The sequence below is a fragment of the Parasphingorhabdus marina DSM 22363 genome, from assembly GCF_900128895.1.
Classification (GTDB): domain Bacteria; phylum Pseudomonadota; class Alphaproteobacteria; order Sphingomonadales; family Sphingomonadaceae; genus Parasphingorhabdus; species Parasphingorhabdus marina.
The window spans coordinates 353,296-379,037 of sequence record NZ_FSQW01000002.1; the positions used below are offsets into that span (position 1 = coordinate 353,296).

24 protein-coding genes and 2 tRNA genes are annotated in these 25,742 nt (G+C 56.9%); 17 read left to right on the forward strand and 9 right to left on the reverse strand.

Going from position 1 to position 25,742, the window contains the following annotated elements; all coding sequences use genetic code 11:
* Nucleotides 1–110: 110 nt before the first annotated feature.
* The gene (locus BUQ90_RS11340; RefSeq protein WP_239447419.1) at nt 111–941 is read left to right on the forward strand and encodes an NUDIX hydrolase; all 831 of its coding nucleotides are present in this window, start codon (nt 111–113) and stop codon (nt 939–941) included.
* A gap of 6 nt (nt 942–947) precedes the next feature.
* Here the strand turns inward: BUQ90_RS11340 and BUQ90_RS11345 are convergent.
* Nucleotides 948–1,024: transfer RNA gene (locus tag BUQ90_RS11345), tRNA-Arg, on the reverse strand.
* A 109-nt stretch (nt 1,025–1,133) separates the two neighbouring features.
* On the opposite strand from BUQ90_RS11345, the gene BUQ90_RS11350 reads away from it, so the two are divergent.
* Complete coding sequence (locus tag BUQ90_RS11350; RefSeq protein ID WP_074205318.1) at nt 1,134–1,862, forward strand: queuosine precursor transporter; 729 nt, start codon at nt 1,134–1,136, stop codon at nt 1,860–1,862.
* Nucleotides 1,863–1,874: 12 nt separating this feature from the next.
* Here the strand turns inward: BUQ90_RS11350 and BUQ90_RS11355 are convergent, their stop codons facing one another.
* Nucleotides 1,875–2,306 (reverse strand): hypothetical protein, encoded by a 432-nt coding sequence (locus BUQ90_RS11355; RefSeq protein WP_074205319.1) that lies wholly within the window; start codon nt 2,304–2,306, stop codon nt 1,875–1,877.
* 124 nt (nt 2,307–2,430) lie between these two features.
* Here BUQ90_RS11355 and BUQ90_RS11360 point away from each other — a divergent pair, with 124 nt between their 5' ends.
* Complete coding sequence (locus BUQ90_RS11360; RefSeq protein WP_074205320.1) at nt 2,431–2,949, forward strand: 2'-5' RNA ligase family protein; 519 nt, start codon at nt 2,431–2,433, stop codon at nt 2,947–2,949.
* On the opposite strand, the gene BUQ90_RS11365 is transcribed toward BUQ90_RS11360, so the two are convergent.
* Nucleotides 2,946–4,181, reverse strand: a complete 1,236-nt coding sequence (locus tag BUQ90_RS11365; RefSeq protein WP_074205321.1) for an NAD(P)/FAD-dependent oxidoreductase — start codon at nt 4,179–4,181, stop codon at nt 2,946–2,948. The genes BUQ90_RS11360 and BUQ90_RS11365 overlap by 4 nt on opposite strands.
* Before the next feature lie 174 nt (nt 4,182–4,355).
* Between BUQ90_RS11365 and BUQ90_RS11370 the strand changes: the two genes are divergently transcribed.
* A tRNA-Met gene (locus BUQ90_RS11370) sits at nt 4,356–4,432 on the forward strand.
* 127 nt (nt 4,433–4,559) lie between these two features.
* Nucleotides 4,560–5,525 (forward strand): thioredoxin-disulfide reductase, encoded by a 966-nt coding sequence (gene trxB, locus BUQ90_RS11375; protein WP_074205322.1) that lies wholly within the window; start codon nt 4,560–4,562, stop codon nt 5,523–5,525.
* A 12-nt stretch (nt 5,526–5,537) separates the two neighbouring features.
* Here trxB and BUQ90_RS11380 read toward each other — a convergent pair whose 3' ends face one another.
* The 4 genes from BUQ90_RS11380 to BUQ90_RS11395 are packed head-to-tail and all read right to left on the reverse strand — an operon-like array spanning nt 5,538 to nt 8,419.
* Nucleotides 5,538–6,359, reverse strand: a complete 822-nt coding sequence (locus BUQ90_RS11380) for a hydrolase 1, exosortase A system-associated (RefSeq protein WP_074206377.1) — start codon at nt 6,357–6,359, stop codon at nt 5,538–5,540.
* A complete protein-coding gene (locus BUQ90_RS11385) occupies nt 6,356–7,066 on the reverse strand; it encodes an alpha/beta hydrolase family protein (RefSeq protein ID WP_084192677.1) in 711 nt (236 codons plus the stop codon). Before BUQ90_RS11385 ends, BUQ90_RS11380 begins: the two co-directional genes overlap by 4 nt.
* The gene (locus tag BUQ90_RS11390; RefSeq protein WP_074205323.1) at nt 7,063–7,335 is read right to left on the reverse strand and encodes an acyl carrier protein; all 273 of its coding nucleotides are present in this window, start codon (nt 7,333–7,335) and stop codon (nt 7,063–7,065) included. The genes BUQ90_RS11385 and BUQ90_RS11390 overlap by 4 nt, the downstream gene beginning before the upstream one ends.
* A 34-nt stretch (nt 7,336–7,369) precedes the next feature.
* Nucleotides 7,370–8,419 (reverse strand): GNAT family N-acetyltransferase, encoded by a 1,050-nt coding sequence (locus tag BUQ90_RS11395; protein WP_159437092.1) that lies wholly within the window; start codon nt 8,417–8,419, stop codon nt 7,370–7,372.
* Between the two features lie 32 nt (nt 8,420–8,451).
* Here BUQ90_RS11395 and BUQ90_RS11400 point away from each other — a divergent pair, with 32 nt between their 5' ends.
* The 12 genes from BUQ90_RS11400 (at nt 8,452) to BUQ90_RS11455 (ending at nt 24,085) form a co-directional block, all read left to right on the forward strand.
* A complete protein-coding gene (locus BUQ90_RS11400) occupies nt 8,452–9,990 on the forward strand; it encodes an acyl-CoA ligase (AMP-forming), exosortase A system-associated (protein ID WP_074205325.1) in 1,539 nt (512 codons plus the stop codon).
* Nucleotides 9,991–9,995: 5 nt separating this feature from the next.
* Nucleotides 9,996–11,216, forward strand: coding sequence for a pyridoxal-dependent decarboxylase, exosortase A system-associated (locus BUQ90_RS11405; RefSeq protein ID WP_074206379.1), 1,221 nt, complete (start codon nt 9,996–9,998; stop codon nt 11,214–11,216).
* 168 nt (nt 11,217–11,384) lie between these two features.
* Nucleotides 11,385–12,041, forward strand: coding sequence for an XrtA/PEP-CTERM system exopolysaccharide export protein (locus tag BUQ90_RS11410; RefSeq protein WP_074206380.1), 657 nt, complete (start codon nt 11,385–11,387; stop codon nt 12,039–12,041).
* Between the two features lie 37 nt (nt 12,042–12,078).
* A complete protein-coding gene (locus tag BUQ90_RS11415) occupies nt 12,079–13,608 on the forward strand; it encodes an XrtA system polysaccharide chain length determinant (protein WP_074205326.1) in 1,530 nt (509 codons plus the stop codon).
* A 9-nt stretch (nt 13,609–13,617) separates the two neighbouring features.
* On the forward strand, nt 13,618–14,526 hold the full coding sequence (locus tag BUQ90_RS11420) for an AAA family ATPase (protein WP_074205327.1): 909 nt from the start codon (nt 13,618–13,620) through the stop codon (nt 14,524–14,526).
* Nucleotides 14,527–14,528: 2 nt separating this feature from the next.
* Complete coding sequence (locus BUQ90_RS11425) at nt 14,529–16,151, forward strand: porin family protein (RefSeq protein ID WP_084192678.1); 1,623 nt, start codon at nt 14,529–14,531, stop codon at nt 16,149–16,151.
* A 35-nt stretch (nt 16,152–16,186) separates the two neighbouring features.
* Nucleotides 16,187–17,461: an XrtA/PEP-CTERM system-associated ATPase gene (locus tag BUQ90_RS11430; protein ID WP_074205328.1), complete on the forward strand. Its 1,275-nt coding sequence runs from the start codon at nt 16,187–16,189 to the stop codon at nt 17,459–17,461.
* A gap of 43 nt (nt 17,462–17,504) precedes the next feature.
* Nucleotides 17,505–18,338, forward strand: a complete 834-nt coding sequence (locus BUQ90_RS11435) for an XrtA system polysaccharide deacetylase (RefSeq protein ID WP_420812024.1) — start codon at nt 17,505–17,507, stop codon at nt 18,336–18,338.
* Nucleotides 18,335–19,408, forward strand: coding sequence for a FemAB family XrtA/PEP-CTERM system-associated protein (locus BUQ90_RS11440; protein ID WP_074205329.1), 1,074 nt, complete (start codon nt 18,335–18,337; stop codon nt 19,406–19,408). Before BUQ90_RS11435 ends, BUQ90_RS11440 begins: the two co-directional genes overlap by 4 nt.
* Entirely contained in the window at nt 19,408–20,631 is a 1,224-nt protein-coding gene (locus BUQ90_RS11445; RefSeq protein ID WP_074205330.1) for a TIGR03087 family PEP-CTERM/XrtA system glycosyltransferase, read from the forward strand. Before BUQ90_RS11440 ends, BUQ90_RS11445 begins: the two co-directional genes overlap by 1 nt.
* Nucleotides 20,628–22,178, forward strand: a complete 1,551-nt coding sequence (gene xrtA / locus BUQ90_RS11450) for an exosortase A (RefSeq protein WP_084192679.1) — start codon at nt 20,628–20,630, stop codon at nt 22,176–22,178. Before BUQ90_RS11445 ends, xrtA begins: the two co-directional genes overlap by 4 nt.
* Nucleotides 22,179–22,189: 11 nt before the next feature.
* Nucleotides 22,190–24,085, forward strand: a complete 1,896-nt coding sequence (locus BUQ90_RS11455) for an XrtA/PEP-CTERM system amidotransferase (RefSeq protein ID WP_074205331.1) — start codon at nt 22,190–22,192, stop codon at nt 24,083–24,085.
* On the opposite strand, the gene truA is transcribed toward BUQ90_RS11455, so the two are convergent.
* Entirely contained in the window at nt 24,071–24,826 is a 756-nt protein-coding gene (truA, locus tag BUQ90_RS11460) for a tRNA pseudouridine(38-40) synthase TruA (protein WP_074205332.1), read from the reverse strand. The genes BUQ90_RS11455 and truA overlap by 15 nt on opposite strands.
* Complete coding sequence (gene fmt, locus BUQ90_RS11465; protein WP_074205333.1) at nt 24,823–25,728, reverse strand: methionyl-tRNA formyltransferase; 906 nt, start codon at nt 25,726–25,728, stop codon at nt 24,823–24,825. The genes truA and fmt overlap by 4 nt, the downstream gene beginning before the upstream one ends.
* Between the last annotated feature and the right edge of the window lie 14 nt (nt 25,729–25,742).

Here is a 25,742-nt window from a genome sequence, read left to right on the forward strand (position 1 = left end):
AACGGGTTGCCACGAAAGACCGGGCTTGGCAAATTTTCGGCTCAGAATGCTTTTGGGTGCCAGAAGAGGAAAGGTTTTGCATTGGCCGAAATTGCTATGCATATGAAGTTATGACCGAAAATTCATCCAGCAATCAGACCCCCGCTACAGATGCGCTGACTGGCAAGCCCATGCCAAAGCCTATTCCCGCATCAACTCTGATTATTTTCCGTGATCAGCAGCCGGGCAAAGCGCCGGACCTCCTCATGGTGGAGCGGTCTGCCAAAATGGCCTTCGCAGCTGGCGCAGCCGTATTTCCGGGTGGTCGCATCGATGAGGCCGATTTCGAAATGGCCCGCGATCTGGGCCATGCCGATATCGAAGAATTTGGCGCACGGATTGCGGCGATACGGGAATCGATCGAAGAAACCGGTATAGCGGTGGCGGTCCGCGGTGATCTGCAATCCCGACGTGTTCAGGACGCGCGTGCGGCGCTGCATGAAGGGACAGGGATCTCGGAAATCTGCCGGCATATGGACTGGGAACTGGAACTGGAGAAATTGGTGCCGTTCACGCGCTGGTGCCCGCCATTCGCCGAAAAACGGGTGTTTGACACGCGGTTCTACATGATTGCCCACGAGGATCATGAAGCGGAGGCAACGGTTGACGAGACCGAGAATTACAATCTGTTCTGGAGCAGCGCGCAATCAGTACTGGAACGCGCAGATTCCGGGAAAGTGAAGATCATTTTTCCGACCCGTCGCAATCTTGAAAGACTCGCCCAGTTCGGTTCATTTGACGAAGCGGTTGATCACGCGGCTCAATATCCGGTGACGATGGTGTCGCCAACAATTGAGAAAAGGGGAGACACGGTGCATTTGTGTATTCCCGAAAATATCGGCTACCCGGTGACCTCGGAACCGATGGATGCCGTCCAGCGGGGATTCAAGGATCCGAAATGAAGGAATTGGCGCGCCCGACAGGAGTCGAACCTGTGGCCTCAAGATTAGAAGTCTCGCGCTCTATCCAGCTGAGCTACGGGCGCGCAAATCCGGAAATCCCTTTAGCTGCCTTTGCCCGGTGTGCAAACCGGGAATGGATAATGTTGGACAAATTATCCGGAATATGATCTCGCCGCCAGTGGAGAACATGTCTTGAGCGAACAAATACAACGCGCCACAGCGGCCAGCCAGAAAACCCACAGCTTTCGGTATTTCGACTTCGTGATGGCCGCTTTTGTGACCATATTGTTGTTGTCGAATATCATAGGAGCGGCCAAGCCGACCTACATCACCATTGGCGGCGAGCAATGGATATACGGAGCGGGGATCCTGTTCTTTCCGCTCGGCTATGTGATTGGTGACATTCTTACGGAAGTTTATGGTTATGCACGTGCCAGACGGGTGATTTGGGCCGGTTTTGGCGCCATGTTGTTCATGGCTTTCATGAGCTGGGTCGTCGTTTCCCTGCCGCCAGCTGATGGCTGGGAAGGGCAGGCCGCCTATGAAAGCGTCTTTGGCCAGGTACCGCGTATTGTGGCCGCCTCAATCATTGCCTTCTGGGCAGGGGAATTTGTGAACAGCTATGTGATGGCGCGGATGAAGGTCTGGACGCAGGGCAAGATGCTGTGGTCCCGGACGATTGGTTCGACCGTTGTGGGACAGGGTGTCGACAGCCTGATCTTTTACCCGCTCGCGTTCTGGGGCGTCTGGGAGACCTCCGCTGTATTGACAGTAATGGCCACGAACTGGTTGCTGAAGGTGTTATGGGAGGCGGTCCTCACCCCGGTAACATATATTGTCATTGGATGGCTCAAAAGCCGGGAAGGGGTCGACATTTACGACGAGCAGACAAATTTTACCCCGTTCAGTACCTCGACCTGAACCCAGCTCCGATCAGCTCAATGCGCCTGCCTTTTCAAACTGGCGGGCGATCAGCAGGAAGCCAATAGCGAAAAGCGGAATTGTCAGCGGCATGATCCAGCCCTGTGTGCCGATGAACTCGAGATACCCATCCAGGATGAGATAGCTGCTGAACTGGATGATAACTGCGATCAGGGAGAGCAGGGATAAACGCACCGCCAGACGTTTGCGCAGCAACAGCATGATTGCGGCGAAAAATCCGGCAAACACGGCAACAGCAAAAGCCGCAGTGACCCAGAATGGCTGCGAACTCAGCAGGTTTCGCTGCAATTCAGGCAAAGCGGCGAAATCTTCTGCGCTCATAAACATCTGTTGAAAATAAGCCGCAACTCCCAGTCCGTTCCAGATAAGTGCGATGATCCCGATGACCCAGAAACCTGCACTGGCTTTTTTCAGTTCTGACATATGTTTCCTTCCCCCGGACCTGGTCATTCTGAGCGCCATTCGGGAGGATTTCAAGTGCAGGTGAATCGCTGCACGTTTCTGCAAAAACGCTCGCGGTTTTCATGCTTTAAGTTAGAGTCGGACAATGAGCGATTTAAACAGGCCTGTGATCATGACCGCCAGCATGGGCAAGGAAGACTTTGCCTGGGCTGACGGACTGCGCCGACTGCACTTTCCACCCGAGCGAAACTTCCTGTCAGCTCATATCACGCTGTTTCATCACCTGCCTCCCCAGGCGTTGCCAGAGATACGCAAGGCTGTTTCGGATCTTTGCCGACACAATCCGAAGCCGGTCGCAGAACTGTCGAAGCTGATTCATCTGGGTCGCGGTGTGGCCTTTCAGGTGCGTTGTCCTGAGCTGGTGGAGATGCGAATGGAACTGGCCGAGATGTTTCATGGGTTGCTTGTCGCCCAGGATCAGCAGAGACCGCGCTTGCACATCACGGTTCAGAACAAGGTCACACCGGGCGAGGCCAAGGAGCTGTTGAAAAATCTGGAAGCGGATTTCGCCCCGCGCCCCTTCGAGATCACCGGACTCGCACTGCACTACTATATGGATGGTCCCTGGCGGGACATCGGCCAATGGCCGTTCCGCGGCCGCTAGACCAGGCCGACCTCTTTCAGCGGAATTTCCGGATTGGCAGCTTCATCCCGATCGAGGTTTAGTCCCTCGACCACTGCTTTGCGACCTTGCACATAATCTTTGGTCCGGTTCACACAATCCAGTGCGATGACCTTGTCATCCTTGAAGTACACAATGGAGAAACTGCGGTCATCGGGATTGCCACGGAGGACATGTTCATCATGCCCGGTCGATATTCCCACCGTTTGCAGTTTCAGGTCATACTGGTTGGACCAGAACCAGGGAACGGCATTATACTCGCATTCTTCGCCGACAATATCGAGGGCGGCGACCTTGGCCTGATCATTTGCGTTTTGTACCGACTCCAGACGGATCAGCGCGCCACCGGCAAAGGGATTGCTATGTGCCGCGCAATCGCCGATCGCGTAAATATTCTCAAGGCTCGTCCGGCAATGCTGGTCGACATCCACTCCGTTCCCGGCTGCAGCCCCGGCCGCGACCAGCGGTCCGGTTTCGGGGATGATGCCAATCCCCACGATAAACATGTCACCCGCCAAAGACCGGCCATCAGCGAGTTGCACCGCTGTTGCCATACCGTCGTCACCAGTTTCGAAAGACTCAACCTTGGCATTCAATTCAATCGTAACGCCTTGATTTCGATGTTCCTGTTCATAGAAGCGCGAAAGGGGCTCACCTGCAACTCTGGACAGAACGCGATTGAGCGACTCGACAACAGTCACGGTTTTTCCGAGTTTGCGGAGCACTGCTGCGGCTTCCAGGCCGATATATCCGCCGCCGATAACCACGACCTTTTCGACAGTTGGCAGAGCAGCCATGATCTTGTCGACATCGGCGCGGGATCTGACACCGTGAATATTGCGGGCCTGACTGCCGGGACAGTCCAGCATGCGGGGTGATCCGCCAGTGGCCCAGATCAATTTCCCAAAACTGACCTCCTCGTCCGACGTCAACACCACAAATCGGCCAGCAGGATCCACGTTGGCGACACGGCAACCTGTCAGCAGCTCGATATCCCGCTCGCCCCAAAAACTCTGCGGGCGAAGCATGATACGCTCAAATTCCTTGTCACCTGCCAGATATTCCTTGGACAGGGGTGGGCGTTCATAGGGAGGATATTTTTCATTCCCCATCAATCCAATGCTGCCATCGAATTTCTGCTGCCGCAACGCAATGGCTGCCTGCGCTCCGGCATGACCGGCCCCGACAATCAGAATATCGTAATGTTTCTTCATCACACGCCCCTCAATGCCTTGTCTGGCAAGGCGCCAATCGTTAGCGCGGATGCAGGGGCCGTGGCAAGCAGAAGCAGAAAATCCGCGCCAGCTTGTTGACCGATCCAGACGTGATGACTATAGCGCCGCGGTCCAGGAAATTTTGGAGCAACCTTCATTGCTTCCGGAGACTGTGGCGGAGTAGCTCAGGTGGTTAGAGCAGTGGAATCATAATCCATGTGTCGGGGGTTCGAGTCCCTCCTCCGCTACCAGTAATTCAGCTTTTGTTGCACAAAACAATTCTTGCGTGATCAGGTCCTTGTTGGCTGTTGCCAGACCCCTTATGTGATAGCTCTCTGGCAAGAGACAGATTCGTTTTGGAACAGATCGGAAAAGCACATGGCTGAAACACATCGCACAAAAATGTTGATCATGGGATCCGGCCCGGCCGGTCTCTCCGCTGCCATTTATGGCGCTCGTGCCGGTCTGGAACCGATCGTTGTGCAGGGACTGCAGCCCGGTGGACAGCTGACCATCACCACAGATGTGGAAAACTATCCCGGATATCGCGATGTGATCCAGGGTCCCTGGCTGATGGAAGAAATGCAGGCGCAGGCAGAAAAGGTGGGAACGCGGACGATCTTTGACACGATTGTGGATGTAGACTTTTCGAAACGCCCGTTTCGCCTGATTGGCGATGGTGGAGACATATATGAGGGCGATACGCTGGTCATAGCAACCGGTGCGCAGGCGAAATGGCTCGGTGTACCCGGTGAAGAAGAGCTGGGTGGCAAGGGAGTCTCTGCCTGTGCAACCTGCGATGGTTTTTTCTACCGCGGCAAGAAAGTTGTCGTCATTGGTGGCGGCAATACGGCTGTTGAAGAAGCCTTGTACATGACCAACCATAGCGACGATGTCACACTGATCCATCGACGCGACAGCCTTCGGGCCGAGAAAATCCTGCAGGACCGGTTGCTCTCCAACCCGAAAATCAGCGTGATGTGGAACAAGACCGTTGAGAAGTTCGTTGGTGGCGGTGATCCGGAAGGGCTGGTCGGTGTGGACCTGGTTGACACCCAGACGGGAGAAAAATCGCATCTGGCGGCTGATGGCGCTTTTGTCGCGATCGGTCATGCGCCGGCAACGGAAGTGTTCAAGGATCATCTGGACCTGATCGATGGCGGTTACATCGCGGTTGAACCGGGAACGCCAAAAACCGAGATTCCCGGGTTGTTCGCGTGCGGCGACGTGATGGATCATGTCTATCGGCAGGCTGTCACGGCTGCCGGGACAGGATGCATGGCAGCTCTTGACGCCGAACGCTTCCTGGCGGAAGAAGAATTTGCGTTAATGGCGGCAGAATAGAAGTTCAGGAGTCTATAGCTTTGACAGAAACTCCAGCAGCCGCTTTTCCAGCCAGGCTTTGGACTCCTTGTCGGCAAATCCATGTGAAGCTGTATCAAAACTGTGCAGCGCAAGATTGGATTTGTCCGTGACACGTGCATAGCGGGCGCTTTCCCAGCAGGCCATGAAGGCCCTGGCGGTCGTATCTTTCTCTGCAATCAGCAATTCACAGGGAATTTCGAGATTTGCCAGAGCCTCGCCAAGATCCAGCGCGAGTGGCGTAATCTCCTCTTTCTTGGCCGCCTTTTTCAATCCGCTGAACAGTTTTGCCAGATTGATCCGGCCCCTCAAGAGATCCGCATAGGTTCCGGGATTCTTCAGTCTCTGCCAATAACGCGCCCGAATAGCGGCTGCTGATGGAGGCGAGGGGGCATCCGGTTCCTGACCGGTTTGCTCGATTGTCCAGGGATTGGCGATACACAGGCCGTCTAGGCCAAGTTCCGCCTGAAACAGCGCCAATGCCGTCGACGCGTCACAATTTCCAAAACCGGCAAGCTTCTGGACCCGGGGGCATTTCTGGCACAAGAAGTCGGCCGCAGCGGCTATATCGTCCCGGGATCCGGCAAACCCCGCATTGGGACCCGAGCTGTCTCCGATTCCTCGCCGATCAAAACGCAGAACAGGGAAGCCGTTTTCCGCAATCTTCCTTGCAAGTTCCGCCATGCCACCATGTGCACCGGAGCGGATTTCATTGCCTCCGCTGACGATCAGCAAGCCGGTGGTTCCGGGTGCCGAGTCTAGCGTGGCTGCCAGATCGCTGTCACCGCAGGTAATCTGGTGCATGGATCGGCTCATGACCGGATCCATTCGCTGATATCTTGCGAAATGGCTTCTGCCAGTGCGGGATCGGACTCGGGTTCTGCCCGAAGCCACAACGCCGATCCGTCGATCTTGTCATCTGCCTCCTTGGGATCAGAATTCAGACGGATCTGCCGCACAGTCTTCAGAGTGTCTGGCGTTGCGGCCTGCAGTTCCGCGAACATACCGGGATTGATCGCATTTCCTGCGAGGTTCAGTGTCTCGTGGGCAGCCTGTTCGGTCAGGTCTGATATTGTCATGGTTACGCCCGCTTCCTTGTCTGACGCGACGCGTGTGCGCATCATGGTTCGGAGCAACCGTTGCCCGTCGACTGGTGTCAGGCGCCAGTGGGGCAAGTCCGGACCAACAGCATCGATCAGGCAGCCGCCCCGGACACCGGCCACGTAACCGAGATTGTCAAACGTTTCCAGACAGCGAACAAGTGCTTCCTGCCACATGGACAGGCTCGCCTGATCACTTGGAACAACGCTTTCGTTGGATCCGGGCAAGTCAGGAAAAACGCTTCCAATTCCCTGCTTTTCCAGCCTTCTCATGACGTCCACCAGAACCTGCCGCATGCGGTTCATTTCGTCAAAAAGTGGCGGGATCAACAGCAGCTGCTGTTCGCAACTTGCACCAGCAATCAGGCAAAATTCTTCGTGATCACGAAATGGGAAACTCGAAAATTCGAGTGTAGAGATCACTCAGCGACCTTCATTTCCGCGAAGGCGACGAGATTGCCAAATGTCTCGAACAGCTCGCCATCGACCTCGTCATCCTCGATCATGATGTCAAGCATGTCTTCCAGTTCGGTCAGCAGACCGGCAACAGCCATGCTGTCCAGTTCCGGCAAGGCTCCGAAAAGCTCGGTTTCCGCTGTAAAGCCGTTGACCTGTTCTTCGCTGAGTCCGAGAATTTCCCGCATGACGGAACGGACCGCAGCTTCCGGTGACAGATCCACATTTTCCGACATCAACAACCCCCGATTCCCGGTCAATCGCGCTTCCCTAATGCGAAGTGCGCCGTCGGACAAGGCCCGAGAGATATTGCTTCAAAATGGGAAACCAGGCCATTGGATTGTTGGGCCAGTACATTTCGAGCCGATATCTGGTCCGCACGGTATCCATCCAGTCCCGCTTGTAAGGATCATTGCCGGTTCCGAAGTCTACCAGATCCACATGATCGACATCGATAACATGCTGAAACATCGCGGCGGTCAGCAATGTTCCGGGTGAGGATTTTGTCGCATCTTCGAGATGGGCGAGCTTGTGGATCAGCGCTTCGCCATTTTCAACGGTCCACAATTGTGCCGCCACTGGCTGCCCTTCAATATAGGCCAGCCCCAGACGCAGACAGCCAGCATCGGACTCCTGTTTGGCCAGGGTTTTCAGGAATTCCGGGCTGCCTTCCTCGGGTTTCCAGCTATTGGCATATACGTGGAGATAGTCTTTCCAGTGCTCTTCGGTGAACTGGTTTTCGATACGTGTTGACACCAGATTCTTTTTGGCCTTGCGACGGACGGTATTGCGCAGCTGTCCGGGTCGTTCGGCCCAATAGCTGTCAAATGTCCGCCCCTTGACCGCCAGGACGTGATTGTCGTCCGCCTTGGATCGGAACGCGATCCAGCCGGCCTGTTCGAATGCTCTCTGGGTCAGGCTGGTGGACTGGTCCTCTTCCGGCATGGGAGAAAGCGTGATTTTGTGGGCAGAACCCCGGGCTTCTTTGGCAATGGCCGCCAGCAGAGCCAGTTTGGTGACTTCATCAAAATCGCCGGTGAAAACGGGGCGAAAGGTGAAATTGTACCAGTTGGCAAGGCCCTCGTATTTGCCGATGCCTGTTTTCATGAGATACATCCACGCTTCCGCTTCACCCTCGGAACTGCGAAAGATGACGGGCTGATGGTCGGAAACGCAGTATTTGTGCAGGTTGCGCACCCAGTTCAGACGATCAAACAGGGATTTCTGTACCGCCCGGTCCAGCTTTTTGCCAGCAACTGCTTGCGCCGACTGAAAATTGTCGTGATATTCACTGTTCATTGTTATCGTCGTGCTTGTCACAAATTTGCTCTTTTCCCCATAGGCTCAGACAGTTGAAACCTCAATCTGATAACCCCGCCTTTGCTCTCGATCGGCTTGCCGTCGCAGGCGATCCGGAATCGGCGGCACTGACGACGCGTGCGGGCAGCCTTAGCTACAAGATGTTAAATCATCGTGTGGGCCAGATCGCCAAGTGGCTGGAGCAGCAGGATCTGGATAAGGGGGATCGGGTAGCGAGCTGGTTGCCAAAGACAGAACTGGCCTGTCTGTTGCCGCTTGCGGTAACCCGGGCAGAAATGATCCATGTCCCGGTCAATGCCTTGCTGAAACCTGGACAGGTTGGACACATAATCGGGGACAGCGGAGCCCGGTTGATCATTACCAACACACCACGCGTCAAATCGTTGGGAGAGCTGCCGAACGCAACAGATTGTACTGTTATCAGTGACAAGGATCTGGAGCTGGCAGCGAAGGAAATTTCAGATCCGCTTCCTCCCAATGGTACCGATTTTGATACCGACAGGCTTGCGGCCCTGCTTTACACCAGCGGATCAACCGGCCGTCCGAAAGGGGTCATGCTGAGCCACGCCAATCTCAGCATCGGGGCGGTGAGCGTCGCCGAATATCTGAAGCTCGAGGCCGATGATCGCACGCTTTGCGTGCTTCCGCTCAGCTTTGACTACGGCCAGAACCAGCTGCTTTCCACCTGGATGGCGGGTGGATGTGCTGTTCCGCTGGATTATCTCACTCCGCGGGATGTCATCAAGGCCTGCATCCGGGAGGAAATCACGACACTGGCTGCTGTTCCGCCGCTCTGGGTGCAACTGGTTGAGCAGGAATGGCCGGAAGAAGCCATCGATTCGATGCGTCGCCTGACCAATAGCGGTGGCGCCTTGACGCCAGTGTTGGTCCGGCAGTTGCGTGAAATATTTGGTTCCAAAACAGATATTTATGCAATGTACGGACTGACAGAAGCGTTTCGGTCCACCTATCTTGATCCGCAATTGATTGATGCCAATCCGGCGAGCATGGGCCGAGCCATTCCGCATGCCGAGATCATGGTGATCGATGAACAAGGCGAGATTGCCGGACCTGACAAGGAGGGAGAGCTTGTCCATGCGGGGCCGCTTGTCGGGCAGGGATACTGGCAGGATCCGGAACGCACTGCGGAGCGATACAAGTCGGCTCCAGCCGGATCTCGCTACGGCGGAATGGCCGTGTGGTCCGGCGATACCGTCAAGCGCGGCAGCGATGGCCTGCTGTATTTCGTTGGCCGAACCGACAGCATGATCAAAAGCAGTGGCAATCGCATCAGCCCGTCGGAAATTGAGGAAGCGGCGCTGGCTTCCGGCCTGGTTGCCGAAGCCGTGGCGCTGGGCGTTCCCGACGATCGCCTGGGGCATGCCATCATGCTGTTTGTCCGGGGACGCAATGAGGATGGTGCCGGTGATACCCATGATCTTGAAACCTGGTTGAAACGGAATTTACCGAATTTTATGCAACCGCGCGATATTGTCTGGCTGAAAGAATTTCCCAAGAATCCGAACGGGAAACTGGACCGTAATGCCTTGAAAGAAGGGTCGTTTGCATGACGAAAATCAAGCCAGTCGGCCCGATTCCTGACGGATATACCTCCCTTGATGGCGAATTGTCAGTTGGTGGCATAAAGGCTTCGCAAATCGTTGATCAACATGGCTCGCCGGTATTCGTCTATTCCCGGTCCTTGCTGGATCAGCGCATGGCGGAGCTGAAACAAGCGATGCCCGAGCAGCTTGATATCCATTATGCGATGAAGGCCAATCCGTTCGCGCCGCTGCTAAAGCACATGGTTTCGGCTGCAGACGGGATAGATATCGCATCTGGTGGGGAGTTGGTGATGGCGCTGGCAGCCGGTGCCCGACATATCAGTTTCGCTGGTCCGGGAAAACGCGATGAAGAATTGCGTGCCGCCATCGAAGCGGGTGTCACCATCAACCTGGAATCGCCGACGGAATGCGATCGGGCGTTGCGCATTGGATCGGAATGCGGGGTGGCTCCGGTGCTGGCCATTCGCGTCAATCCCGACTTTGACCTGAAAGGGTCCGGCATGAAAATGGGCGGCGGCGCCAAACAGTTCGGAATGGACATCGAACTGGTCGCCGGTGAGATGGAAAAGATCTTAAAAGCAGGAGCCAAGTGGCGAGGTTTCCACATATTTGCCGGATCTCAGGCCTTGAAAGCGGATGCAATAATCGAGACCCAGATACAGACCCTGGAGCTGGCGGGCCGGCTTGCTGAAGAAGCCGGTGCGGCGCCGGAACATGTCAATCTGGGCGGAGGATTCGGGATCCCCTATTTCCCGGGCGACGAGCCTCTGGATATCACCAAAATAGGGGCGGCATTGGGCGAACGGCTCTCGAATCTTCCTGATATTCTGAAAAACACCCGATTTGCGATAGAGCTGGGTCGATATCTGGTAGGGGAGGCAGGTGTTTATCTGACCCGGGTCATCGACCGCAAGGTCAGCCGCGGCGAGACGTTTCTGGTCACCGATGGCGGATTGCATCACCAATTGGCCGCGAGCGGCAATTTCGGGACCGTGGTAAAACGCAATTATCCGGCAGCGATAGCCAGTAAGTTTGACGATAAACCTGAGGAAACGGTGTCAATTGTTGGATGCCTGTGCACGCCACTGGATCGATTGAGCGACAATGCCGAGATGCCCAGAGCGGAAGTCGGAGATATTGTCGCAATATTCTGTGCCGGAGCCTATGGCGCTACGGCCAGCCCGGCCAATTTCCTGGGGCAGGGACCTGCGGCAGAGATTTTGGTCGGATGATCGCTGGTCAGAGGCCGACCTCGCCGAAAAGGTAAAGATAATCTCAACCGGCTAATCCTAACGCTATCTTCACTATTTTCCAGCATAGCTTTCGCGAGACTTTGTGTGGTGTGGCCATTCCCAATGGAAAAAGGCGGCGCCTCGCAGACTGAACGCGAGGTATTGAAGATGAGTATAGCACTGAAAAAAGAGCTTTTTCTGAAGTATCTGTTGGGAACTGCTCTGGTGTCGCTGACCGTCAGCGGTTGCGCCGGCAATTCTTCCGGTGCCCAGTTGCCCCCGGCATCCTTCGTGTCGATGCAGGAAGGACCCGGCGAGGAATATGTCATCGGGCCACTAGACGAACTGACAATCTTTGTCTGGCGCAATCCCGAACTGGGCGCGAAGGTGCAGGTGCGTCCGGATGGCCGGATCACCACGCCGCTGATTACGGACATGCCCGCCGTCGGCAAGACGCCAGCCATGCTCGCCGAAGATCTGAAGCTGCAGCTGTCTCAATATATCAACGAGCCGATTGTGTCGGTCATCGTCAATAATTTCTCGGGGACATTCTCGCAGCAGATCCGCGTCGTCGGGGCGACGGAGAAGCCGGCATCGATCCCCTATCGCGCGAACATGACCCTGCTGGACGCGATGATTGCGGTTGGCGGTCTTTCCGAATTTGCCTCGGGTAATCGTGCCCGCCTGGTGCGCTTCAATCGCGGTACCGGTCAGCAGCAGGAATATGCATTGCGGATCGGGGATCTGCTGAAGCGCGGAGAAACCAAGGCAAATGTCATGCTGCGTCCCGGTGACGTCATCATCATTCCGGAAAGCATGTTCTGATTATCCGCATCTCCAATTCAAAGGATCATCCTGATCAATGAACGGTCTTTATGACGAAATCAGAATAGCAGTGCACAGCGTCTGGAACCGGCGCTGGATGGCGCTGGCCGTGGCCTGGGGCATTTGCCTGCTGGGCTGGCTGGTCGTTGCGCTTATTCCGAACAGTTACGAATCGACGGCGCGGGTGTTTGTCGAGATGCAATCGATCCTGACCGAAAAGGTCGGTATCGAAACCCGTGAGCGCAAAAAGAACATGGAACGTGTACAGGAAACCCTGGCGTCGACGATCAATCTGGAAAAGGTCGTCCGCGGTACGGACCTCAACCTGACAGTTGCCAGCGACCGGGAACTGGCCGGCAAGGTCGAAATGCTGCGCAAGAATATCGAGATCAAGTCCGAAAAGGACAATCTGTTTGAGATCACCGCGAAATCCTCCGCCAGCAATCTGTCGGATGCGGAAAACGCTAAACTCTCCCGCGAGATCGTCCAGAAAATGATCGACATCTTCGTCGAGGAAAATCTGTCTGGTGATCGCGATGAAACCAGCCAGACGCTGAAATTTCTTGATGCGCAGCTGGCCGAACGGGAAAAGGATCTGCAGGAAGCCGAGCAGAAACGCGTGGCGTTTGAAACCGAGAATCTCGGATTGCTGCCCGGCGTGGGGTCTATCAGCCAGCGTATGGAAGCCGCCCGGGCCGAACTGGGTCAGATTGATTCTCAGCTCGCCCAGGCATCGGCCTCACTTGCGGCCTTGAATGGCCAGCTGGCCGGTACGCCACCGACAATAGCAACTCCGGGTTTCGGCGGTGCAGGCGGTGGCAGTGCGCTGTCTCAGGCGCAGGGCAGGCTGGCTTCTGCCCGGGCGCGAGGCTGGACCGACAGTCATCCCGATATCATTGCTCTGAAAAAGGAAATTGCTGCGCTGCAAGCCCAGGGTGCCGGACGTTCCGGAGGCGGTGGTTTCCGCACACCCAACCCGGCCTATAGCTCGCTGCAGAGCATGCGCGCCGAACGACAGGCATCGGTGGCGGCGCTTCAGGCCCGCAAAAATGCATTGCAGGCCGACATGGCACAACTGGCTTCCAAACAAACGCTAGAACCCGGTGTTGCGGCCGAAATGGCACGCATCAATCGCGATTATGACGTGCTCAAGGACCAGTATGACAAATTGCTCGCCGACCGGGAGCAAATCAAGCTGCGCGGTCAGGTGGAAACGGAGACTGACTCTGTGAAATTCCGGGTCATCGACCCGCCATCCAGCCCGAGATCGCCAGCAGCGCCCAATCGGCCGCTGCTGCTTGCGCTGGTGCTGTTTGTCGGCATTGGCGGCGGCATTGGATCGGCTTTTGCCATGGGACAATTGCAAACCAGCTATCCTACCGCGGCCAAGCTGGAAAAAGCCAGCGGATTGCCCGTGATCGGGTCTGTTTCGCAAATTCTGACCAGCTCGCAGCGGATCCTGCGCAAAAAGAAAATGCGGCTTTTCTATGGAACGGGTGGCGCGCTTTTCGGTGTGTTCGCGCTGCTGATGGTCGTCGAATTTGTACAGCGCGGAATGGTGGCCTGAGGACAAGATATGAACAAGTACAAGCCTCTCAGCAAATCCGGAAGCCTTTTGGAACGGGCCGCTCAGGTCTATGACTATATGCCATCCAGTGCCGCTCCGCCCGCGAGCCCTGCACCGGAGATTTTGCCACCCGAAACAGCTGCGCCAGAACAGGCTGTGCCGGTTGTCCGTAAGCCGCATGACGGGCCCACCGTGATCGTCGACCGCGACAAGTTGCGCCAGGCAGGTTTTATCGTGCCAGACGGACCGGTTACCGGCATTTCCGAAGAATTCCGGATCATCAAGCGCCAGTTGCTGTTGGCTGCCAAAGGCAGTTCGCGTCATGGAGCGCTTCCGCATGGAGAGCGGATTTTGATCTGTTCCGCGCATCCGGACGAGGGCAAAACATTCTGTGCGCTGAATCTGGCCCTGTCGATTGCGGCAGAAAAAGACAATGAAGTCCTGCTGGTAGACGCCGACTTTGCCAAACCCAGTATCCTGTCCAGCCTGGGACTGGAAGGCAGCAAGGGTCTGATGGATGCGCTGGCCGATCCCGAATTGGCGGTAGAAAACTGCATCATCCACACAGATATTCCGGGACTCGCCATATTGCCGGCGGGAGACCAGACCAACGAAGATACCGAGTATCTGGCCTCTTCACGCACGGCCCAGGTTCTGGATCGCCTGACCCGCCACAACCCGCACCGGATTGTGATTTTCGATTCGCCGCCCGCTCTTTCGGCATCGCCGGCTTCGGTGCTGGCTACCCATGTCGGGCAAGTGCTGATGATTGTGAAGGCAGACGAGACAATCGAAACCGCGCTGCGTGACGCGCTAAGCCTGCTGGCCGGCTGCGATCACATCCAGCTGCTGCTCAATGGCACCAAATTTTCACCGACCGGAAGACGGTTCGGATCTTATTATGGATATGGAGAGTAACCATGGCCAAGCGTAACCATATGAATATATGGCAGTTTGGAGCGCTCGTTCCCCCAATGCTGCTGGTGGCTCTGGCCCCGGCTCAGGCACGCGACAGGAATGTGGATGTCGCACCCTATCTGGAAGTTCAGCAGGTTCTGGTTGCCGATCTCAACAATGGTACAGATGTGCTGACCTATACGTCGGTCGCCGCCGGTATCGATACGTCATTGCAGACCCGTCAGGCCGAAGCTCAGGTCAGTCTGCGTTACGAGCGACGCTTCTTTTACCAGGACAATATTGGCGATGACGATATCCTGAGCGGACTGGCCCGCGGCAGTGTCCAGGTCGTGCCCAACGCTCTGTCTCTCGAAGCTGGCGGGATCGCGACGCGCAGCCGGGTCGATATCCGGGGCGAAGCGCCTTCCAATACAGTGGGGGATTTTGACAACCTGACACAGGCCTATTCGGTTTATGCCGGTCCCTCGCTTGCGACAAATGTCGGTGCGCTGGATGTGACGGCCAATTACCGTGTCGGATATACCAAGGTCGAGGCAGACGATGCGATTGTTCTCGCGCCCGGACAGCCGGCGATCGACGTTTTTGACGACAGTGTCACCCATTCGGCCAATGCGAGCATTGGCATGCGCCCCGGACCGCTTCCGGTAGGCTGGACCGTCAGCGGCGGATATGAACGCGAAGACGCGGATCAGCTCGATCAGCGGTTCGAAGAAAAATATGTGCGGGCGGATGTGACTGTACCGGTTTCTCCAACGCTCGCACTGGTGGGCGGTGTCGGATATGAAGATATCGAGATTTCCGAACGCGATGCGTTGCGTGACGTCAACGGTGACCCGGTCATTGGCAATGACGGACGCGTGGTCACCGATCCGGCTTCACCGCGCCTGCTCGCCTATGATCAGGACGGCATTATCTGGGATGCCGGTGTTCTTTGGCGCCCCAGTCGCCGGACATCGCTGGAAGCCCGGGTGGGACGCCGTTATGGCAGCACCACCTATTATGGTAGCCTGGGATATCAGCCCAACGAAAATACGTCGCTTGGCATAGCGGTGTATGACACCGTTTCCGGCTTTGGCGGATTGCTCAACGACAATCTTTCCAATCTCGGAACCAGCTTCATCAGCAATCGCAACCCGTTGAGCGGAGAATTTAACGGCTGTGCGTTTGGACAGACCAGCAGTTTCTGCTTCAACGATGCCCTGCAATCGGCAGCATCCTCGTCTTTCCGCGCACGCGGTGTGAACGGGCAGCTGACATACGCGCGTGCGGGCTGGAGCACCGGAATTGGCGTCGGATATACGCGACGCCGTTTCTTCGCGGCGCAGACAGGCGGACTGGCCAATATCGATGGTCTGGTTGATGAGAATTACTATGCCAATTTCTTCATCGGCAAGGATATCAACGCGCGTTCGAGCTTCGATGCCAATGTTTATGCGAATTTGCTCGACAGCGGCTTTCCCGGAGCGGGTGAAGTCCTCGGCCTCGGCACCAACGCAGCCTATTATTATCAGTTCCTGCCAGGACTGCAGGGCACGGCAGCCGTCGGTCTCGACAGTTTCCATCAGGATGGCTTCGAGAGCGAGCTGACCGCATCGGCGTTGCTGGGACTGCGTTATGACTTCTGACAACAAATATTTTCGGACTGGTGGGAGAGCCACGGATGTATGAGAGTTTCTATGGACTGAGAAGTCGGCCCTTTCAGCTGACGCCGGATCCGCATTATTATTTTGAAAGCGTGACCCATCGCAAGGCGTTGTCCTATCTCGGATATGGCTTGGCACAAGGAGAGGGCTTTATTGTCATCACTGGTGATGTCGGTGCCGGCAAGACGACCCTGGTCGGCCACCTGATGGCGACGATCGACGAATCGCGCCTGACAGCAGCGAACATCGTCACCACAAAGCTCGACAGCCGGGATATCGTCCGGATTGCCGCAACGAATTTCCATATCGAAACTGACGGGATGGACAAGGCTCAGCTTTTGAGCGCGTTTGAAGAATTTCTTCACAGTGAGGCGAGAGCCGGACGGCGCTGTCTGCTGATCGTGGACGAGTCCCAGAATCTCCAGACAGATGCACTGGAAGAGCTGCGCATGCTGTCAAATTTTCAGCTTGGCGGACAGGCGCTGCTGCAGATTTTCCTGCTCGGCCAGCCCGAGTTCCGGGACAATCTGCAACAGTCGGATCGTCTTGAACAGCTCCGTCAGCGCGTGATCGCGCACCATCATCTGGAACCGATGGAAAAGGAAGAAATCGAGCCTTACATCACCCATCGTTTGTCAAAAAGCGGGTGGACCGGACGGCCGAAGATAACCTCTGATGTATTTCGCCTGCTGTACAGTGAAACGGGCGGTGTGCCACGCAAGATCAATACGCTGATGAGCCGGGTCCTGCTGATGGGTTCGGTCGAACAGGCCGAATTGATCGACCAGACTCTGGTCGGCCGCGTTCTGGCTGATCTGAACGGCGAAGAAGTGGAAATCGCCGGCGGTGTTCCGGAAGAGGAAATCGCCGCAGAGCCGCCAAAGAGCCCATTGATGGAAAAACCGGCAAAAGCTGTCGAACCGGAGCTGCCGCCATTGGCCTCGGCACCTCAGGAAACGAGCCAGCCCGAAGCAAAAATTGAGGAGCATGAAGTTGTTTCGCTCCGGTCGGTTGCCACCGAACCTGCGGAAACGGTTCCGCAGGCTCAGGAAAAAGTTGAGCCATCTGAACCGTCTGTTGCGCAGGTCGAGGCGTCTGCAGAAACCGCCGAAACTGCTCCATCTGCAGACACGGCCGAAGTCCAGGCTCTGGCTGAGCGGATCGCGCAACTTGAATCTCGGATCGACAGTCAGGAAGAAAATCTGCAGCGTATCTTGACGATGCTTGTGGATTGGGTCGAAAGCGATGTCCGGAGCAAGGAAAGCCATGTCAATACAGGACGCGCAGCCTGACTCTTTGGCGACTGCCGGCACAACTCCGGCTTTGCTGAATGCAATGTCGGTCGATATCGAGGACTGGTTCCAGGTTGGTGCCTTTGAATCGGTGATCGATCGCGCCGATTGGGATGGTCTCGACCACCGGGTCGAGCGCAACACCGATGCCGTGCTGGAACTCTTCGCCGAAACCGAAATTCCGGCAACTTTTTTCATCCTCGGTTGGGTTGCTGAGCGCTATCCCGCGCTGATGCAGCGCATTGTCGCGGCGGGCCACGAGGTTGCCAGTCACGGCTATGACCACAAGCGTGTGTTCAACCTGACGCCGCAGCAATTTCGCGATGACCTGGAAAAATCCCGCAAGCTTCTGGAGGACAGTTCCGGGCAAAAAGTAAGCGGTTACCGTGCCCCCAGCTTTTCCATCGACCAGCGCACGCCATGGGCACATGAGATATTGGCGGAACAGGGCTATAGGTACAGCTCCAGTGTCGCGCCTGTTCACCATGACCACTATGGCTGGACGGGATCGCCGCGATTTGCATGGAAGCCGGTTGCGGGTTCGGATCTCATAGAATTGCCGGTCACGACCGTAGCCGCAGGCGGGCGTGTGCTGGCTGCTGGCGGCGGGGGCTTTTTCCGTTTGCTGCCTTACGCATTGTATCAATGGGCGATTGGCAGAATGCACCGGGACGACGGGCGCGGAGCCATTTTCTATTTTCATCCGTGGGAAATTGATCCGGACCAGCCGCGCGTGGACAATGCACCGCTGAAATCAAAACTGCGGCATTATTCCCGCCTGAATGTCATGCACGCCAAATTGCTGCGCGTGGCAAAGGACTATCGATGGGGCCGGGTAGATGAACTGGCCAGTCTCGAGGCGGAGATGATGCGATGAATGCGCCTTTCTCGCCTGGATCCCTGAATTGCCGTATTTTGCAGAAGGAGAATCCGGAAGAACTGAACCGGATCGAAGCCTTTGTGGCAGAACATGCGGATGGTTCGCCATTTCATTGTCCCGCATGGGTTTTGGCGGTGGCGGAAGCTTGTCGCCATGAATGGTGCTATCTGTTGGCGGAAGACGGGCAGGGGGAGTTACAGGGCCTGTTGCCCCTGCACCTCATCCATTCCCCCCTCTTTGGCCGGGCACTGGTCTCCTCCGGTTTCGCGGTCGGCGGAGGCATATTGAGTCACAATGGGCAGGCCCGTGAAATGCTTGCCGATCAGGCCTGGAGCTTTGCCCAACGCCATAGCTTTCCCAGCGTCGAATTGCGCGGTGGACCAGCGCCCGATTCGCAATGGCAGGTCAAAGATGATGTTTATTCAGGCTTTGTCTGTGACCTGGCAGATAATGAGGACGCACAGTTGCTTGCCATCCCGCGCAAGCAACGAGCAGAAATTCGTAAGGGTCTGAAAAACGGTCTGACTGTCGAGATCGGAACCGACGAGCGAGAGCGATGCAATCACTACGCTGTTTACGCCGAAAGCGTCCGCAATTTGGGAACGCCTGTTTTTCCGAGAGCGCTTTTTGATACCGTTCTGGATCGCTTTGGCGCGGATGCCGATATCCTCACGGTGCTGGAAGGTGAAGCGCCCGTTGCCAGCGTATTGAGCCTTTATCACCAGGGAACGGTCATGCCCTATTGGGGCGGCGGTACCTGGGATGCGCGGCGGTCACGAGCGAATGATGTCATGTACTTCGCGCTGATGAACCACGCGCGCGAAAAAGGCTGTCGGAAGTTTGACTTTGGCCGCTCAAAACGCGGAACGGGGGCATGGTCATTCAAGAAGAACTGGGGATTTGAGCCGGAGCCGCTGTCCTACGCGGTACGGACGGCTGACGGAGAAGAAGCGCGGGACGTCAACCCGATGAGTCCACGATATCGGTTGCAAGTTGCCCTTTGGCAAAAGCTGCCGCTTTCTGTTGCCAATCGTCTGGGTCCGGTCATCGCCCGGGGTCTCGGCTGATGTCGGAAATCCTGTTCCTGTGCCACCGGGTTCCCTGGCCACCCAATCGGGGAGACAAGATCCGCTCCTTTCATGTCTTGCGGGCCCTTGTCGACATGGCTCCCGTCCATCTGGCCTGTTTTGCCGATGAAAATGACACTGTGCAGTCGGCTGAAGAGGTCGGACTGCGACTGGCTTCAAGCGAGATTGCGGATCAAACGACGCCGATGTGGCTGAACGGAATCAAGGCTCTGGCCAGCGGCAAACCGGTATCGCTGACCGCATTCGAAAGTCCCGGCATCAGGGAATTCGTTGAACGCACCATTGCAGAGCGGGACATCAGCTGCATCTTTGTGTTCTCCGGTCAAATGGCCCAATATATTCCGGACAGTTATGCCGGTCGCACGGTGATGGACTTTGTCGATGTCGACAGTGCGAAGTTCGAGAGTTACGCCAATAGCGGCAGTGGACCGATGCGGTGGGTTCACCGGCGCGAAGGGCGCTTGCTTGCGGCATTTGAGAAGAATATCGCTCATCGCGTGGATCATGCGCTGTTTGTCAGCGACGCAGAAGCGACGCTGTTTCGGAACCGATCCGGAATTACGTCCGGCAAGATACGGGCGATGGGCAACGGGATTGACCTGGATTTCTACGATCCCGCGAATGTTGATCCCGTAAGGCAAGAACCGGGCGCACCGATGATCCTGTTTACCGGGCAGATGGACTATCCACCCAATGTGGAAGCGGTGTCATCCTTTTGTCATGAGGCCATGCCCGGGATATGTCAGTCGCATCCGGCGGCTAAATTCATGATTGTCGGACGCGCACCGACCAAAGATGTGTGCGACCTGGACGGACTAAACGGGACCAGGGTCATCGGCGAAGTGGATGATATCCGCTCCTGGCTGAAAGCGGCCGATTGTGTTGTTGCTCCGCTCCGCATAGCACGCGGTATCCAGAACAAGGTACTGGAAGCCATGGCGATGGGGAAGGCAGTCGTGGCGTCGCAAGATGCGGCGCAGGGTATTGAGGCGAAAAACGGCCAGCACCTGTTGGTCGCGGGCTCGCCGGAAGAAGAGGCCGCAATGACAATCCGGTTGCTGACTGCTCCGGTTCTTGCCGACCAGCTGGGCTCTGCCGCCGCCACACTGGTCCGGAAGGAATATCGCTGGGCAGATCAGTTGTCGTGCCTTCCGGAACTATGCGGATTCAAAAAAGAACCCGTCATGGAGGCTGCTGAATGACCGGTGCCGTCATGCCTGTTGCTTCCGGACAGCCGCAAGGTTCGGAACGAAGCCAGCTGTGGCAGCCGCATCTCAGGATGCTTGGCGTGGCAGTGCTTGTAATACTCGGTCTGTTCTGGCGGGATGCCAGAGACATGGTGGTGACATGGTGGAATATCTCCACTTATAACCACTGTCTGCTGATCCTTCCGATACTGGCCTGGCAAGTCCACCAGCGCTGGCCGGAATTGCAGAAAACCACGCCGCATGTCTGGCTTCCCGGCCTCGCCTGGATTGCTCTGGGGTCGATCGCCTGGCTGTTGGGAGAGGCCGCCGGTGTATCACTGGCGCGGCATCTGGGTCTGGTGATGATGCTGCAGGGAACGGTTGTCGCGCTATTGGGCCAAAAAGTGGCGAAAGGCCTGCTGTTCGTCCTGTTTTACAGCTTCTTCCTCGTCCCGTTCGGCGAGGAATTCGTTCCCTTGTTGCAGACGATTACGGCTGACATGTCGATGCTGTTCCTGGCCTGGGCCAATATTCCGGCATTTATTGATGGTGTGTTCATCTCCACGCCCACCGGTTATTTCGAAGTGGCAGAGGCGTGCTCCGGTGTGAAATTCCTGATCGCGATGATCGCCTATGGGGCGCTGGTCAGCAATATCTGTTTCCGGAGCTGGCGGCGGCGCGCGCTGTTCATGTTGATGGCCCTCACGGTTCCCATCATTGCCAACGGGATTCGCGCTTTTGGGACCATTTATATCGCGCATCATACCTCAACGGATTTTGCCACCGGTTTCGACCACATATTTTATGGGTGGTTCTTTTTTGCGTTCGTGCTGGTGCTGGTGATGGCCATTGGCTGGCCCTTTTTTGATCGCAAGATCGATGATGCCCTGATTGACGGTGACGTCCTCGAACGCAGCGGTGCGCGGCAATCACGCTTTTCCGTCTCTCGAACCGTGCTGGCGACGGCCTTGATCGCCCTTGCGCCGGTTGCCTGGCTTTCGGCAACATCTGCCCAGACATCAGCACTTCCGGAACGTATCGCGTTGCCCGAAATTCCAGGCTGGGAGGTTGTCGCCTATGAGCCGACTTATGATTGGAAGCCCCGTTTTGATGGCGCAGATCATCAGCTGCTTGGCAGCTATCGCCGGCTCAGTGATGGTCAGACGGTCGATCTCGCGATAGCCGTTTTTGCCAGTCAGGAGGATGGCCGGGAGATTGTCGGCTATGGGCAGGGTGCCTTTGATCCGGATACGGAATGGGCATGGAGCCGAAACTTGCCGGATGTAGCCCAAGCCCGTGCGGAGCAGATCGTGGCGCCGGGTCCGGTGGTTCGGGATGTTCTGTCCTATTATCGTATCGGGGAAAAGCTGACCGGTAGCGGGTCCGCAGTGAAGCTGGAAACACTGAAGTTGCGGCTGCTTGGCGGTAGCCAGCACGCGGTAGCGTTTCTTGTCTCAGCGGAGCGCGACAGCGAAGAGGGGCCGCGCCAGAAGATGATCGATTTCACCAAGGCGCTGGGTCCGATTGACAAACTGGCTGACGAACTGGCCGGTCTGCGCTAGGGCGCATCGCTATGTGTGGCATTGCCGGAATATTTCACCTGGAAACGGCCAAGCCGGTCGATCCGGTGCGGCTGCGCAAGATGACCGACAGTCTGGTTCACCGCGGACCCGACAGCAGCGGCATCTGGACAGCGCCGGGCGTGGGGCTGGGCCACCGCAGACTCGCGATCATCGACCCGGATGGCGGCCAGCAGCCGATGATGACCGCGGATGAAGCCCAGATCATCAGTTTCAACGGCATGATCTACAATTTTCGCGAAGTGCGCAGCGAACTGGAAGCATTGGGTCATGTCTTTGCCACCACTTGCGACACCGAAGTCATCCTCTACGCATGGCGGCAATGGGGGCCGGACTGTCTCAAGCGGCTCAATGGCATGTTTGCCTTTGCAATCTATGACCAGCGTGACCGGACGATGTTTCTCGCTCGTGATCGCCTGGGCGTAAAACCTCTATTTTACGCGCCGGTATCAGACGGAAGTGTCCTGTTCGGTTCCGAACTGAAGGCCTTGCTCGCCAATCCGCTGTTGCGCCGTGAGCCGGAAATTCGGGCGGTCGATGACTATCTCGCCTTCGGCTATGTGCCCGACCAGACATCGCTGCTCAAGGGTGTGAAGAAACTGCCTGCCGGAAGCTATCTGTTGCTCCGGCACGGCAAACCGGAACCGGATCCCGTCCGCTATTGGGATCTGGACTTTAGCCAGCGGAGCAAGGCTTCCGCCTCTGATCTCGAGGAGGAATTGCTCGCGCTGATGCAAGAGGCGGTTGGCTCGCGGATGATTTCGGATGTGCCGCTGGGCGCATTTTTGTCGGGCGGCGTAGACAGTAGCGCGGTGGTGGCGCTGATGGCCGAACAGACGCGCCATCCTGTCAAGACCTGCACAATCGGATTTGACCAGGCCTCGCTGGACGAGACGGCCTATGCCCAAGTGATTGCCGAGCGATTTCAGACCGACCACCGCAGCCGTGTCGTCGCGGCAGATGACTTCGGCCTGATCGACGTTCTGGCGGACCATTTCGACGAACCTTTCGCTGATGGTTCCGCCTTGCCCACCTATCGGGTTTGCGAGCTCGCGCGGGAAAAGGTGACTGTTGCCCTGTCAGGAGATGGGGCAGACGAGGCCTTTGCCGGTTACCGGCGGCATGTCTTTCACAATGCCGAAGAGCGCGTGCGTGCCCTGTTGCCACAATCTTTTCGCGGGCCGGCACTGGGCTGGCTGGGGCGGATGTGGCCTAAAGCCGACTGGGCACCGCGTCCCTTGCGGGCGAAGGCGACCCTGCTGTCGCTGTCCCGGTCGGGCGCGGAAGGCTATTCGGAGGCCGTCGGCGTCACCACGCCGCAAGGCCGCTGGGCCATCTACTCGGATGAGATGCAACGCCATCTGGACGGATATCAGGGCGAGGAACGCATGATCAGCCTGATGGAAGCGGCACCGGCACGCAATGGTCTGGATCAGGCGCAATATGCCGACATGAAAATGTGGTTGCCCGGAGATATTCTGACCAAGACAGACCGGACCAGCATGGCCGTCAGCCTCGAGGCGCGGGAACCGCTGCTGGACTATCGCCTGATGGAATTTGCCGCGAAATTGCCGGTCAAATACCGGGTGCGCGGCGGGACCGGGAAATATCTGCTGAAAAAGTCGATGGAACGCTATTTGCCGCAGGACATTCTGTATCGGCCGAAAATGGGTTTTGTCACACCGCTCGCCCAGTGGTTTCGCGGACCGCTGGCAGACGAGGCGCGCAATATTGCTTCTGCCGGGGCACTTGGCCGGATGGGCTGGTTTGACAGTAAGTCGCTGTCAAAAGCTGCAGAAGATCACATTGCCGGACGCTCGGACAACAGCCGGCTTTTGTGGCAATTGCTGATGCTGGACCGGTCGCTGAAAAAACTATTCAGTCTCTGAAGGCGGGTAAAAGGCTTCGACAAAGTAAAGTCCGTCGGGCGGCGCGTTGTGCCCCAGCGCCTTCCGATCCCTGGCTTCCAGTGCATCTTGAAGATCCTGGGCAGTCCATTTGCCTTCGCCGACAAGGGCGAGGCTCCCGACCATGGACCTTACCTGATGGTGGAGGAAAGACCGGGCGGCCACCTCAACTTCGATTTCTTCGCCAAAGCGGCTGACCGAAATACTGTCCAGAGTTTTCACCGGGCTTTGCGCCTGACATTGGGTTGATCGGAAAGTGGTGAAATCATGCTGGCCGACCAGGCATTGTGCTGCCTGATGCATGGCGGTGACGTCCAGCGGTCGCACCACTCGCCAGGCCTGTCCCTTGTCGAGAGTCAACGGCGCCCGCCGATTGATAATCTTGTAGACATAGCGTCGCCCGATGCAGGAAAACCGCGCATGCCATTCCTCATCCACCTCATCGCAGGTGAGAACGGCTACCGGATCAGGCCGTAACCCCGCGTTCAACCCTTCCATTAGCCGGAATGGGGTCAGCCGTGTTTCCAGATCAAAATGTGCCCGCATGCCCAGAGCGTGGACTCCCGCATCGGTGCGCCCGGCCGCAAAGACACGGATATCCTGCCGGGTAATGGTCTTGATCGCCCGTTCAACCGATTGCTGTACGCTCGGTCCATGGTCCTGATGCTGCCAGCCCATGAAGGGCCGGCCATCATATTCGAGAGTGATGGCGAAGCGGGTCACTGCAACCCGGTGCCCGATGCGATGGTGATCCCGTTGAGGAAGTCGGCCAAGGGCATTTTGGGTCGGCCCGCTTTCTGGATTATCACCGGACGGATGGCGCCCTTACCGCAACCGATCAACAGGCGGTGATCGATGACCGTGCCAGGCGCTCCGTCTGTGTCGACGATTTCGGCGGCGTGTATGCGATAGCGGGATCCATCATGTTCGAAAAACGCCCCCGGCATCGGATTGAACGCTCGGATCTGGCGTTCGACCTGCGCGGCCGTCTGATTAAAATCGAGCCGGGCTTCTTCCTTGCTGATCTTGCTGGCATAGGTTGCCTGTGCGTCATCCTGTGCCTCCGGAGGAAAATCGTTCGGTTGCTGCAAATAGCGAACCATCAGTTCGGCTCCGATTTCGGCGAGTTCTTCGGTCAACTCACCTGCCGTTTTGCCGCTCGTGGAAGTCGAGGATTTCAGAAGCATCGGCCCGGTGTCCAATCCGGCTTCCATTTGCATGATGGTGATGCCGGTTTCTTTGTCTCCGGCCAAAATGGCCCGCTGGACCGGCGCGGCACCCCGCCATCGAGGGAGCAAAGAGCCGTGAATGTTGAGACAGCCGCGCGCAGGGGCATCCAGAATGGCCTGCGGGAGGATGAGACCATAGGCCGCAACAATGGCGGCATCTGCGTTTAGCGCGGCAAAGTCTTTCTGCGCTTCCGCGGTTTTCAGGGACACAGGTGTTCGCACCTTGAGGCCGAGCTCCTCGGCCGTCTGTTGCACCGCGGAAGGCATGAGCTTTTTCCCGCGACCCGCCGGGCGAGGGGGTTGCGAGTAGACCGCCACTATATCATGACCTGCGGCATGCAGGGCCTTGAGGGCAGGAACCGCAAAATCCGGGGTTCCCATGAAAATCAAACGCATAAAAACTCGCTATG

Bases quoted from the DNA above. Each gene is read 5' to 3' on its own strand.
- BUQ90_RS11435 (WP_420812024.1), top strand. From the start codon at position 17,505: ATGTCGGTCGATATCGAGGACTGGTTCCAGGTTGGTGCCTTTGAATCG.
- BUQ90_RS11425 (WP_084192678.1), top strand. From the start codon at position 14,529: ATGGCCAAGCGTAACCATATGAATATATGGCAGTTTGGAGCGCTCGTT.
- BUQ90_RS11445 (WP_074205330.1), top strand. From the start codon at position 19,408: ATGTCGGAAATCCTGTTCCTGTGCCACCGGGTTCCCTGGCCACCCAAT.
- BUQ90_RS11455 (WP_074205331.1), top strand. From the start codon at position 22,190: ATGTGTGGCATTGCCGGAATATTTCACCTGGAAACGGCCAAGCCGGTC.
- fmt (WP_074205333.1), bottom strand. From the start codon at position 25,728: ATGCGTTTGATTTTCATGGGAACCCCGGATTTTGCGGTTCCTGCCCTC.
- xrtA (WP_084192679.1), top strand. From the start codon at position 20,628: ATGACCGGTGCCGTCATGCCTGTTGCTTCCGGACAGCCGCAAGGTTCG.
- BUQ90_RS11360 (WP_074205320.1), top strand. From the start codon at position 2,431: ATGAGCGATTTAAACAGGCCTGTGATCATGACCGCCAGCATGGGCAAG.
- BUQ90_RS11415 (WP_074205326.1), top strand. From the start codon at position 12,079: ATGAACGGTCTTTATGACGAAATCAGAATAGCAGTGCACAGCGTCTGG.
- BUQ90_RS11365 (WP_074205321.1), bottom strand. From the start codon at position 4,181: ATGAAGAAACATTACGATATTCTGATTGTCGGGGCCGGTCATGCCGGA.
- BUQ90_RS11390 (WP_074205323.1), bottom strand. From the start codon at position 7,335: ATGTCGGAAAATGTGGATCTGTCACCGGAAGCTGCGGTCCGTTCCGTC.
- BUQ90_RS11355 (WP_074205319.1), bottom strand. From the start codon at position 2,306: ATGTCAGAACTGAAAAAAGCCAGTGCAGGTTTCTGGGTCATCGGGATC.
- BUQ90_RS11420 (WP_074205327.1), top strand. From the start codon at position 13,618: ATGAACAAGTACAAGCCTCTCAGCAAATCCGGAAGCCTTTTGGAACGG.
- BUQ90_RS11410 (WP_074206380.1), top strand. From the start codon at position 11,385: ATGAGTATAGCACTGAAAAAAGAGCTTTTTCTGAAGTATCTGTTGGGA.
- BUQ90_RS11380 (WP_074206377.1), bottom strand. From the start codon at position 6,359: ATGAGCCGATCCATGCACCAGATTACCTGCGGTGACAGCGATCTGGCA.
- BUQ90_RS11440 (WP_074205329.1), top strand. From the start codon at position 18,335: ATGAATGCGCCTTTCTCGCCTGGATCCCTGAATTGCCGTATTTTGCAG.
- BUQ90_RS11430 (WP_074205328.1), top strand. From the start codon at position 16,187: ATGTATGAGAGTTTCTATGGACTGAGAAGTCGGCCCTTTCAGCTGACG.
- BUQ90_RS11340 (WP_239447419.1), top strand. From the start codon at position 111: ATGACCGAAAATTCATCCAGCAATCAGACCCCCGCTACAGATGCGCTG.
- trxB (WP_074205322.1), top strand. From the start codon at position 4,560: ATGGCTGAAACACATCGCACAAAAATGTTGATCATGGGATCCGGCCCG.